This window comes from Halomonas sp. MMH1-48 (genome assembly GCF_022348105.1).
Lineage (GTDB): Bacteria > Pseudomonadota > Gammaproteobacteria > Pseudomonadales > Halomonadaceae > Vreelandella > Vreelandella piezotolerans.
The window spans coordinates 298,324-309,694 of the sequence record NZ_JAKRFL010000002.1 but is presented as its reverse complement, the minus strand read 5'-3'; the positions used below and the strand labels follow the sequence as shown (position 1 = coordinate 309,694).

The following is an 11,371-nucleotide window of genomic DNA, read 5'->3' as shown; positions in this document are numbered from 1 at the left end:
CCGCAATGCCCGCAGGCTTAGCGGTTAAGCAGAATTTCCAGCACGAATTTACTACCAAAGTAGGCCAGCAGCAGTAGAGCACAACCGCCGAGTGTCCAGCGTACGGCGCGCATGCCACGCCAGCCAAACCGGTAACGCCCTACTAAAAGCGTAGTAAAGATGACCCAAGCGCCCAGCGATAGCACCGTTTTATGCACCAAGTGCTGGGCAAAAAGATTATCGAGGAAGATAAGCCCGCTGATGATCGATAGGGTGAGCAGCACGATGCCTGCCCACACCAGCTCGAACAGTACGCGCTCCATGGTGGTCAGCGGTGGTAGCGACTGAACGATGCCGCGAATATGGTGATGACGCAGCGCCTGATTCTGCAAGCCCACCAGCACCGCCTGAACTGCCGCAATGGCCAGCACGGCAAAGGCCAGTGCAGAGCTTACCGCGTGGAGCAAGATGCCCGGCGTCAGGCCGCTATGGCTACCCTGGCTGGGTAGCCATGTCGCCGCGATCAGCGCAATACCGGCCAGCGGAAAGAGAGCAATACCGGCATTCAGTACCGGTTTGAAGAGGCTGGCGACGAGCACCACGTTGACGGCCACCGCCATCAGTAGCGTGGCGCTGGTGGTAAATCCGGGGAGTAGTCCCGGAGATGCACCCACTAGTTTGACGACGACGGGGATGTGGAGCAGTAGGCCGAGTGCACCCAGCAGGCGCACCATCCCCTGGCGAGGTGGCACCCGGCGAAACAGCGTCATGCCCTGCCAGATGGCAGCGGCGACATAGAGTACAAAAGCGATCGTGGCGAACGGGAGCGCCTGCATGATGCTATCCATGCGCCTTGCAGCGCGTTGTTGAACATTAGGGCCAAATCGGCGACAACGTTTGCTGAGGGGCGACTTGCCAGCGCGCCTCAGGCTTTCTCCGTTCCCTCTAGAACGGCTACCCTACTATAACCAATCAAAGCGGCGTCGCACAGCCGTCGAGCGCCAACGCTGACGGCCATGGAGACTCAAGCCGCGAGCGCGTATAATTGCCGCCACATTCGTCCGGTGAATACGCCCGACGACAGCGACGGAGGCAGAGGCCCCATGTTTCAGAATCTGAGTGAGCGTCTTTCCCAGACGCTGAAGTCGATCAAAGGCCAAGCACGGCTAACCGACGACAATATTAAAGATACTCTGCGCGAGGTGCGCAAAGCGCTGCTGGAAGCCGACGTGGCGCTTCCGGTCGTCAAAGCCTTCATCGAGCGCGTGCGCGAGCGCGCCGTCGGCCAAGAGGTGTCGAAAAGCCTCTCGCCGGGCCAGCAGTTCGTCAAAATCGTCCAGCAAGAGCTGGAAGCGATCATGGGCGAGGCCAACGAAGGCTTGAGCCTGAAGGGCTCGCCTGCCGTGGTGCTGATGGCGGGTTTGCAGGGGGCCGGTAAAACCACCTCCGTCGCCAAGCTGGCCCGCTACCTGCGTGAGCGCGAGAAGAAAAAGGTATTGGTGGTGTCGGCAGACGTCTACCGTCCGGCGGCCATCGACCAGCTCGAAACGCTGGCGAAAGAGGTGCAGGTCGACTTCTTCCCCTCGCGCTCCGATCAAAAACCGGTCGATATCGCCAATGCGGCCATCAAACACGCCAAGATTCAGTTCCACGACGTGGTGCTGGTGGATACCGCTGGTCGTCTGGCCATCGATGAAGCGATGATGGCGGAAATCCAGGCGCTGCATAAGGCGATCTCCCCCCAGGAAACGCTCTTCGTCGTCGACGCCATGACCGGCCAGGACGCGGTCAATACCGCAAAAGCCTTCCACGATGCGCTGCCGCTGACCGGTGTCATACTGACCAAGGCGGATGGCGATGCGCGCGGCGGTGCCGCGCTCTCGGTGCGCCATATCACCGGCAAGCCCATCAAATTCATGGGTGTGGGCGAGAAAGTCGATGCCCTCGAGCCTTTCCATCCTGACCGGGTCGCGTCGCGCATTCTGGGTATGGGCGACATGCTGTCGCTGATCGAAGAGGCCGAACGCACCGTCGATAAAGACAAGGCCGCGAAGCTCGCCAGCAAGGTCAAGAAAGGCGATGGCTTTGACCTGGAAGACTTTCGCGACCAGCTCCAGCAGCTCAAGAAAATGGGCGGCATGGGCGGTTTGCTAGGCAAGTTGCCCGGCATGGGACAAATGGCCGAGCTGGCGCAAGGCCCTGGTCCTGAAAAAGAGCTGGGCAAGCTGGAGGCGCTGATCAACTCCATGACGCCCCACGAACGCCGCAAGCCCGATATCATCAACGGCTCTCGCAAACGGCGTATTGCTGCTGGCGCAGGCCTTCAGGTGCCCGATCTAAATCGCCTGCTCAAGCAGCATAAGCAGATGCAGAAGATGATGAAGAAAGCGGGCAAGAAAGGCGGCATGCAGAAAATGATGCGCGGTATGTCGGGCATGATGGGCGGCGGTGGTGGTCCGGGTGGCCCCGGCGGCATGGGGGGTATGGGTGGCCCTGGCGGCTTACCCTGGCGCTAGTACCGCCTGGAGAGTGCGCTTGAGCGCGTTCGGCATGGTTGACGGCCTGTGAGTTTTCTGGCTATCAGGCTTTCCAAGCCGGGCGCATTTGCGTAGAATGCTGCCTCTTCATGCGTGGGTGTTGAGAAAATGCGCGTCAGCGTGGTCTCCGACACTGCCCAGTGAAGGTCCTGATGGAGTCTCGCCAACGCTTTGATAAGCAGGCGGTGCGCCAAGAAAACAGTATGACGAGTGTTCTGATAGCGGCTTGCGCTATGTCCCACTCGCGTAACCTCAACCGAAGGATAGTTATCGTATGGTTACCATTCGTTTGGCACGTGGTGGCGCCAAAAAGCGTCCCTTTTATCACCTGACCGTGACCGACTCTCGTAACGCCCGTGACGGCCGTTTCATCGAGCGTATCGGCTTCTTCAACCCGGTCGCCCGTGGTCAAGAAGAACGTCTGCGCGTCGATCTGGATCGCGTCACTCACTGGCAGAGCCAAGGCGCCCAGCTGTCTGGTCGTGTTGCCGAGCTGGTCAAGGAAGCGCGCAAACAGGCGTAAGCCTGTCGCACGCTGTAGCAATCGATGCTGTTGTAGCGGGAGTGGTCGTCGATGACGCGTTTCAATACTGGCCATACTGACGACACGCATGTGGTGCTTGGTAAGCTCACCAGCCCTCACGGGATCAAAGGGTGGCTGAAGGTGTACTCCTATACCAATCCCATGGACAGCATTCTAGAGTACCCCGAATGGTGGGTGCGCCAAGGGGAAACCCTCACGCGCATGACCGTCTTGCAGGGGAGTCGGCAAGGCAAAGGGCTTGTCGTGCAGCTGAAAGGCGTGGATGACCGAACGGCCGCCGAAGGGTTGGCCCAAGCGGACATCCTGATACCCAAAGAGGCGCTGCCCGAGCTTACCGACGACGAGTATTACTGGCATGAGCTCGAAGGCCTTACCGTCTTCACTCGGTCAGGCGAACGGTTAGGGCAGGTCAGCTACCTGTTCGAGACCGGCGCGAACGATGTCATGGTGGTACGCGGTGATAACGACGCAATCGACAAGCGCGAGCGGCTGTTACCCTTTTTGCCCGATGATGTGATCGTTGAGATCGACCTGGAAGATGGCCGTATGGTGGTCGACTGGGATCCTGAGTTCTGATGAGCCAAGACGCTTTGAACGAACGGCCAGCGGACGATCCAGCGGTGCTCGAAGAGGACGCGACAGACGTACCGGCGATGTGGATTGGCGTGGTATCGCTGTTTCCCGACATGTTCGATGCGATAACCCAGCAAGGTGTGATCGGTCGAGCGGTAGAGAAGCAGCGCATTGCCCTTGAGTTCTGGAATCCGCGTGATTATGCCACCGACCGCCACCGCAGCGTGGACGATCGCCCCTATGGCGGCGGCCCAGGCATGCTGATGAAGGTAGATACGCTCCGAGCGGCTATCTTTGATGCGCGCCAACGTGCCGAGCAGGCCACCGGCCTGACGCCAACGGTGATCTACCTGTCGCCCCAAGGGCGTCGGTTGGATCAGCAGGGTGTTCAAACGCTCGCGTCGGCAGGCCCGCTGGTCGTGGTCGCCGGGCGCTACGAAGGTATCGACGAGCGTGTGGTGGAGAGTGACATCGATGAAGAGTGGTCGATTGGCGACTATGTGCTGAGCGGCGGCGAGCTGCCCGCGATGGTGCTGATCGACGCAGCGGCAAGGCTGGTACCCGGCGTGCTGGGCCACCAGGATTCCGCTATCGAAGACTCGTTTAACGACGGTTTGTTAGACTGCCCGCACTATACCCGTCCTGAAGTGATTGACGGGCGCCGAGTGCCTGACGTGCTGCTTAGCGGAAATCATGCAGCCATCAAGCGCTGGCGGTTGAAGCAGTCGCTGGGGCGTACCTGGCAGCGTCGTCCTGATCTGTTGGCAGGACGTACTCTTAACGCCGAGCAGCAAACGCTGCTAGACGAGTTTATCGAGGAATACGCTTTGTCCTCTACGGCGGTTGTCCGCCCGTAGCACAAAGCGGCGGTGCAGGACGACGACAGCCGTGCGTACCTGCGTCACCCATAACGACTCCCGCGTAGCTCGCTTCGAGCGCCGGGATCACGGTTTGCCCCTTCCACGACTGCGTGGCAAGCCATTACGTTATTTAGGAGTATGAAGATGAGCAGCAAGAACAAGGTGATCCAGGCGATCGAAGCCGAGCAAATGAGCAAAGAGATTCCTGCTTTTGCACCGGGCGACACCATCGTCGTTCAAGTTAAAGTAAAAGAAGGCACTCGTGAGCGTCTGCAGGCGTTTGAAGGTGTGGTCATCGGTAAGCGTAACCGTGGCCTGAACTCCGCTTTCACCGTGCGTAAAATCTCCCACGGTGTTGGCGTCGAGCGTACCTTCCAGACCTACAGCCCGCTGGTAGACTCCATCGAAGTCAAGCGTCGCGGTGACGTTCGTCAAGCCAAGCTGTACTACCTGCGTGAGCGTAGCGGTAAGTCGGCGCGTATCAAGGAAAAGCTGGCTTAATCGCCACTTTTTCTCGAGCGCTTGGCGCTCGGATACGGAAAACCCCGTCACCGCTTTGCGGGGCGGGGTTTTTGTTTATGGCTTTGCAATGAGACCGTTAGCCGATGAGCGTGATCGATGCGTATCTGGATGCTCTGTGGTTAGAGCAGGGCGCCAGCGACCATACGCTAGCGGCCTACCGTCGTGATTTGACCGCTTGGCAAGAGCAGCTCGAGCGCGATGATGAAACGTTGCTCACGGCGTCCCCCGCGCGGTTTGGCGCTTGGATGGAGCAGCGCCTAGAGCAGGGATACCAGCTGCGCAGCAATGCACGGATGTTGTCGTCGCTACGCAGTTTTTATCGCTGGGCACGACTGTATGGACATATCGACAGCGACCCGCTGGCCAACGTGTCGCTCCCCAAAGTGCGCCCCAGCCTGCCCGATACGTTGGAAGAAGACGAGGTCGAGCGTTTGTTGCTGGCCCCGGATGTGGGCACGCCGCTGGGTGTGCGTGATCGCACCATGCTGGAGCTGCTTTACGCCTGCGGGCTACGGGTGTCGGAGCTGGTCGGGCTGACCGGCGACGCGATCAACCTGCGCCAAGGCGTGGTGCGGGTACGCGGTAAAGGCGATAAAGATCGCCTGGTGCCCATGGGGGACGAGGCCGCTGCTTGGCTGGCGCACTATATCGAAACGGCGCGGCCAACGCTGATGCAAGACCCCACACGCCCGGCGCTGTTCCCTGGTCGAGGCGATAAGGCCATGACGCGGCAAACGTTTTGGCATCGTATCAAAGCCCATGCCATCACGGCGGGCATTGCTCGGCCGCTTTCTCCTCACACGCTGCGCCACGCCTTTGCGACCCATTTATTGAATCATGGGGCGAATTTGCGGGTCGTACAGTTGCTGTTGGGTCATAGCGACCTGTCCACCACGCAAATTTATACCCATGTTGCCCAGGCGCGCCTGGAGCAACTGCATGCTGAACACCATCCGCGAGGTTAATCAAAGAATGCACCTACGTATGCCGTCCGTTGCGAAATCCTGTGTTCCCTGGCTGGTGCTGGCGAGTAGTTTAATCCCTGCGGCAGCCTTCGCCGATGACGTGGCCGAACGCTTGGCTGACAGCTTGCAGGTGAACGGCCAACCAATGCCGGTAGAGCAGGTGAGCGCCACGCCGATGGAAGGGATCTACCATGTACGCCTGGAGAGCGGTGAGTCGTTTTACGCCAATGCAGACGGTAGTCATTTTTTGGTAGGGGACCTTTATCAAAACGGGGATAATGGGCTGGTGAATCTGACCGAGCAGGCTCGCAATCAAGAGCGTGCAGCGGCGCTAGCGGCGATTCCCGAGAGCGAGCGCGTCGTGTTTAGAGCCATCGATGAGCCCAAGGCCACGGTGGTGGTATTTACCGACCCTACCTGCCCCTACTGCGAGCGCCTTCATGAGACCATTCCCGAGCTCAACGAGCGGGGAATTGCGGTACACTATCTCGCCTTCCCGCGGGCCGGTATGGGCAGCGGTGCCGCCGAGACCTTGCAGCAGGTGTGGTGCTCCGACAACCGTAGCGAAGCGATGAATCGGGCCAAAGAGGGCCAGACGATCGCCGCTTCGGCCAGCTGCGACAATCCGGTGGCCAATCAATACGCGCTGGGGCAAGCGCTAGGGGTGCAAGGCACGCCCGCGATCATCCTGCCCGATGGGCAAATGGTGCCTGGCTTCGTGCCCCCCGAGCGGCTCGTGGCCATGTTAGGCTTGGAAGACGAATAACGTCACATGAGTGACGAACGCACACGCTGAGACACTGATTCAAGAAGCGGCACCTGCGGGTGCCCAACATGAAAGGGGACGTATTTTGAAACCGGTAAGAGTAGGCATTTGTGGGTTAGGTACTGTCGGTGGTGGCACCTTCAACGTATTGACGCGCAACGCGGACGATATCAGCCGCCGTGCAGGCCGCCCGATTGTGATCGAGCAGGTAGCCCACCGCAGTATTCATCCCGACTGCGACATTACCGGCATCAAAGCGACGACCGACGTGTTCGAAGTCGCTAACAACCCCGATGTGGACGTACTGGTCGAGCTGATTGGCGGCTACGATATCGCCCGTGAACTGGTGCTCACCGCGATTGCCAACGGCAAACACGTGGTCACCGCCAATAAGGCGCTGATCGCCGTCCACGGTAACGAAATTTTCCGTGCCGCCCATGAAAAGGGCGTGATCGTCGCCTTCGAAGCCGCCGTGGCGGGCGGCATTCCGGTCATCAAGTCGCTGCGTGAAGGTCTGGGGGCCAACCGTATCGAGTGGGTGGCCGGTATCATCAACGGCACCGGCAACTTCATTTTGACCCACATGCGCGACGAAGGCCGTGCCTTCGAAGACGTGTTGGCCGAAGCCCAGGCGCTGGGCTATGCCGAAGCCGACCCGACGTTCGATGTGGAAGGCATCGATGCGGCGCACAAGCTGACCATCCTGGCTTCCATTGCCTACGGTGTGCCGCTGCAGTTCGAAAAAGCCTTCACCGAAGGGATCTCCCGCATCACCGCCGAGGACGTGGAGCAGGCCGACAACCTCGGCTACGTCATCAAGCATCTGGGGATCTCCAAGCGCACCGATCAAGGGTTAGAGCTGCGTGTTCACCCCACGCTGATTCCCAAAGAGCGTCTGCTCGCCAATGTACACGGCGTGAAAAACGCCATTGCGGTGATGGGCGATGCGGTTGGTCCCACGCTCTATTACGGCGCGGGTGCCGGTGCCGAGCCTACGGCGTCAGCCGTGGTCGCCGATCTGCTGGACGTGGCGCGGGACATTGCCACCGACCACCACTACCGCGTGCCTTATCTGGCGTTTAGCGGCATCGACGAAGACGTTAGTCAGCTGCCGATCATGCCGATGGAAGAGATCACCACGGCGTACTATCTGCGCCTGCTGGCGGTGGACCGTCCTGGCGTGCTGGCCCGCGTGGCCACGATTTTGGCCGAGCAGGGCATCTCCATCGAGGCACTGATTCAAAAAGAGGCCACCGAAGGCGAACTGGTGCCGATCATTCTGCTGACGCATCGCACCAAAGAGAAGCAGATGAACGAAGCGATCCGTGAGATCGAAGCCATGGCGGATATTGCAGGCCCCGTCACGCGAATTCGCGTGGAAAGCCTGGACGAGGGAGAGTAACCGATGCGCTATATCAGCACGCGTGGGCAAGCGCCCGCGCTCTCTTTCGAAGAGGTAGTGCTCACCGGCATGGCCAGCGACGGCGGTCTTTACGTTCCGGAAACGCTGCCCGAATTCTCCAAAGAGGAGCTGGCCAGCATGGCCGGGCTCTCCTACGCCGAGATCGCCTTTCGGGTGATGAAGCCGTTCGTCAACGGTGAGATCGATGACGAGACCTTCCGCCGTCTGGTGACCGAGGCGTATGCCACGTTCAACCACGACGCGGTGGTGCCGTTGAAGCAGCTGGATGCCAGCCACTTCCTGCTGGAGCAGTTTCACGGCCCGACACTAGCCTTCAAGGACGTGGCGCTGCAACTGCTGGGACGACTGCTGGACCACTTCCTGAAAAAGCGCGGTGAGCGCGCGGTGATCATGGGGGCCACGTCCGGGGATACTGGCTCGGCGGCCATCGAAGGCTGCCGCCACTGCGACAATCTCGATATTTTCATTCTGCACCCCCACAACCGCGTCTCCGAAGTGCAGCGTCGCCAGATGACCTCGGTGCTTGCCGACAACGTGTTCAACATCGCCATCGAGGGCAACTTCGACGACGCCCAGGCGATGGTCAAGGCCAGCTTTGCCAATCAAGACTTCCTGAACGGCACGCGGCTCGTGGCGGTGAACTCGATCAACTGGGCGCGCATCATGGCCCAGATCGTCTACTACGTGGCCGCTGGCGTGGCGTTGGGTGCGCCCCAGCGGGAAGTGAGCTTCTGCGTGCCCTCGGCCAACTTCGGCAACGTCTTTGCAGGCTATATGGCTTACAAGATGGGACTGCCGGTGAAGCAGTTCATCATCGCCACCAACGCCAACGACATTCTGCACCGCACGCTCGCGGCCAACGACTTCTCCAAAAAAGAGCTGGCAGCCACGCTGGCGCCTTCTATGGATATCGTCGTGTCGTCCAATTTCGAGCGCCTACTGTTCGATGCCTACGACCGCGACGGGGCCGCCGTGGCCGCGCTGCTGGAGCGCTTCCAGCAAGCGCCCACCGCGCTTGCCGGTGCGCCGCTGGCCAAGCTGCGCGAGAAGTTCGCGAGCTACAGCGTCGATGACGAGACGATTCTGGAAGTGATTCGAGAAGCGCATCATCGCACCGGGGAAATTCTCGACCCGCACACGGCCACTGGCTACCGCGCGGCCGAGCGGGCGCGTGTGGATACCACCACACCGATGATCACCCTGGCTACCGCGCACCCGGCAAAGTTCGCCGAAGCCGTGGTGAAAGCGGGCTTCCAGGGCGTACCGCTGCCGACCCACATGGACGACCTGCTGGAGCGCGAAGAGCGCTACACGGTGTTGCCCGCCGAATTGAGCGCGGTCCAGCAGTTCGTTGCTGACAACCGCCGCTGAGGTGATATGACCCAGGTGTCACCCCTTTCTCAGCAGAGTCACCACCCTCGCTTAGAGCCTCGTCCCCTGGACGAGGCTGTCTATTTACGTGCCCAGTCAGAAGGACTGAGCGAGCTGCAGGCGCGGCTGTTGGCCTCGCGGCTGCCAGGCTATACCGGTGAGTTGGCGCCGCTGGTGTCACCGAGCCTGCGCTATCTCGTCCATCCTGAAAAACTCGCCGATGGCCGTCGTGCGGCGGAGCGCATTGCTCAAGCGGTCGCCGAGGGCGAGTCTATCGGTATTCTGACCGACTACGATGTGGATGGCATCACCTCCCACGTGGTCATTCGGCGCACGCTGGTCGAGCTGTTTGGCGTGCCCGAGCACAAGCTGCACAGTTTGATTGGCCACCGTATTCACGATGGCTACGGCATCAGCCTGCCGCTGGTGGATCGAACGCTGAGCTTAAAACCGCTGCCGACGCTGGTGATTACCGCCGACTGCGGCAGTTCTGACGAGCCGCGCATTGCGCGCTTGAAAGCAGCGGGTATCGATGTGGTGGTCAGCGACCACCACGCGCTGCCCCTGGAGGGCCCGCCGCCCTCGGCCTACGCCTGCGTGAACCCGACCCGCAGCGACTGCGCTTACCCGGATAAAACCATTGCAGGCTGCATGGTGGCGTGGCTTCTGATGTCACTCGCCCGCAGTGTACTGGTGGAGTGGGGCGCGCTGCCCGAGGCCACGCCGAAGCTCTCGCCGTGGCTCTCCTACGTGGCGTTAGGCACCGTGGCGGACTGCGTCTCGCTAGGCGGAAGCCCCGCCAATCGGGCGGTGGTCAGCCATGGCCTGACGCTAATCAACCGCATGGACGCCGCCTGCTGGCGAGCCATGGCCGCGCGCTTAGGGGCCGACAGCGTGCCCTTCAATGCCGAAACACTGGCGTTCCAGATGGGGCCGAGAATCAACGCTCGCTCACGATTGGACGACCCCTACGCGGCACTTCACTTCATGCTGGCCGAGAGTGACGGCGTCGCGAACCGGCAGCTCGAGGTGCTCGATCAGGATAACCAGTCGCGCAAGGCCATCGAAGCGGATATGGCCGAGGAGGCGCGGGCGCTCGCCGCACCTGCTTTGGAAGCCAACGAGCCTGCCGTCGTGGTGCTGCTGGAAGATGGCCACCCCGGCGTGCAGGGCATCGTCGCCTCGCGGCTGGTCCAGGCCTACGGGCGTCCAGCCGTGGTGCTGACGCGGGCAGCGGCACCTAATATGCTCACCGGCTCTGGGCGCTCCATCGAGGGGCTGCACCTAAGGGATGCCCTGCAGCGCACCTTCGAGCTTGCGCCCGAGGCGCTGCCGCGCTTCGGCGGGCACAGTGGTGCCGCAGGCGTCGGCGTGCCGCGGGAGCAGCTCGATACCTTCAAAACGGCGTTTTTGCAGGCGGTGAGCGAGCAGTTGGGCGATACACCGCTCTACCCGCGTCTGTGGACCGATGGCGAGCTCTCGACTGCCCAGCTCTCGTTGGCCACGCTGGAAGAGATCGAGACCTTGGGCCCCTACGGGCGGGAGTTCGATCCGCCGCTGTTCGAAGGGCGCTTTATCGTCGAGGCGTTACGCCCCGTTGGGGCGGAGGGTTCACACCTAATGATGGAGCTCTCCATGGGAGCGGTGACCCGCAAAGCGATCTGGTTTCGCGCTCTCACGCCGGGGGAGCTGCCCTCGTTTGGCGTGGGCGACACGCTGCACTGCGCGTACAAGCTCAATCGTAACCGCTGGCGGGGACGTGAGTCGCTGCAGCTGATGGTGGAGCACGCTAGCCCCGTTTAACGCTCTCCGCTATCCTCGCGTCCTTGGC

At 61.1% G+C, this 11,371-nt stretch carries 11 protein-coding genes; 10 read left to right on the top strand and 1 reads right to left on the bottom strand.

Going from position 1 to position 11,371, the window contains the following annotated elements; genetic code table 11:
- Positions 1 to 17: 17 nt before the first annotated feature.
- Complete coding sequence (ccsA, locus tag MHM37_RS03540) at positions 18 to 815, bottom strand: cytochrome c biogenesis protein CcsA (protein WP_139528274.1); 798 nt, start codon at positions 813 to 815, stop codon at positions 18 to 20.
- Between the two features lie 267 nt (positions 816 to 1,082).
- Between ccsA and ffh the strand changes: the two genes are divergently transcribed.
- The 10 genes from ffh (at position 1,083) to MHM37_RS03490 (ending at position 11,343) form a co-directional block, all read left to right on the top strand.
- Positions 1,083 to 2,495, top strand: coding sequence for a signal recognition particle protein (gene ffh / locus MHM37_RS03535; protein ID WP_139528275.1), 1,413 nt, complete (start codon positions 1,083 to 1,085; stop codon positions 2,493 to 2,495).
- Between the two features lie 295 nt (positions 2,496 to 2,790).
- On the top strand, positions 2,791 to 3,039 hold the full coding sequence (gene rpsP, locus MHM37_RS03530) for a 30S ribosomal protein S16 (RefSeq protein WP_009098555.1): 249 nt from the start codon (positions 2,791 to 2,793) through the stop codon (positions 3,037 to 3,039).
- A gap of 51 nt (positions 3,040 to 3,090) precedes the next feature.
- Positions 3,091 to 3,636 (top strand): ribosome maturation factor RimM, encoded by a 546-nt coding sequence (rimM, locus tag MHM37_RS03525; RefSeq protein WP_239295779.1) that lies wholly within the window; start codon positions 3,091 to 3,093, stop codon positions 3,634 to 3,636.
- Positions 3,637 to 3,713: 77 nt separating this feature from the next.
- Positions 3,714 to 4,490 carry a tRNA (guanosine(37)-N1)-methyltransferase TrmD gene (gene trmD / locus MHM37_RS03520; RefSeq protein WP_139528407.1) on the top strand — a complete coding sequence of 259 codons (777 nt, stop codon included), beginning with the start codon at positions 3,714 to 3,716 and terminating at the stop codon, positions 4,488 to 4,490.
- A gap of 147 nt (positions 4,491 to 4,637) precedes the next feature.
- A complete protein-coding gene (gene rplS, locus MHM37_RS03515; RefSeq protein ID WP_054640811.1) occupies positions 4,638 to 4,994 on the top strand; it encodes a 50S ribosomal protein L19 in 357 nt (118 codons plus the stop codon).
- Positions 4,995 to 5,098: 104 nt separating this feature from the next.
- Positions 5,099 to 5,980 carry a site-specific tyrosine recombinase XerD gene (xerD, locus tag MHM37_RS03510; protein ID WP_239295780.1) on the top strand — a complete coding sequence of 294 codons (882 nt, stop codon included), beginning with the start codon at positions 5,099 to 5,101 and terminating at the stop codon, positions 5,978 to 5,980.
- Positions 5,955 to 6,746, top strand: a complete 792-nt coding sequence (locus MHM37_RS03505; protein ID WP_239383764.1) for a DsbC family protein — start codon at positions 5,955 to 5,957, stop codon at positions 6,744 to 6,746. Before xerD ends, MHM37_RS03505 begins: the two co-directional genes overlap by 26 nt.
- Positions 6,747 to 6,831: 85 nt before the next feature.
- On the top strand, positions 6,832 to 8,148 hold the full coding sequence (locus tag MHM37_RS03500) for a homoserine dehydrogenase (protein ID WP_139528408.1): 1,317 nt from the start codon (positions 6,832 to 6,834) through the stop codon (positions 8,146 to 8,148).
- A 3-nt stretch (positions 8,149 to 8,151) separates the two neighbouring features.
- On the top strand, positions 8,152 to 9,540 hold the full coding sequence (gene thrC, locus MHM37_RS03495) for a threonine synthase (protein ID WP_239295782.1): 1,389 nt from the start codon (positions 8,152 to 8,154) through the stop codon (positions 9,538 to 9,540).
- A 15-nt stretch (positions 9,541 to 9,555) separates the two neighbouring features.
- Positions 9,556 to 11,343 carry a DHHA1 domain-containing protein gene (locus tag MHM37_RS03490; protein ID WP_239295783.1) on the top strand — a complete coding sequence of 596 codons (1,788 nt, stop codon included), beginning with the start codon at positions 9,556 to 9,558 and terminating at the stop codon, positions 11,341 to 11,343.
- Positions 11,344 to 11,371 lie beyond the last annotated feature (28 nt).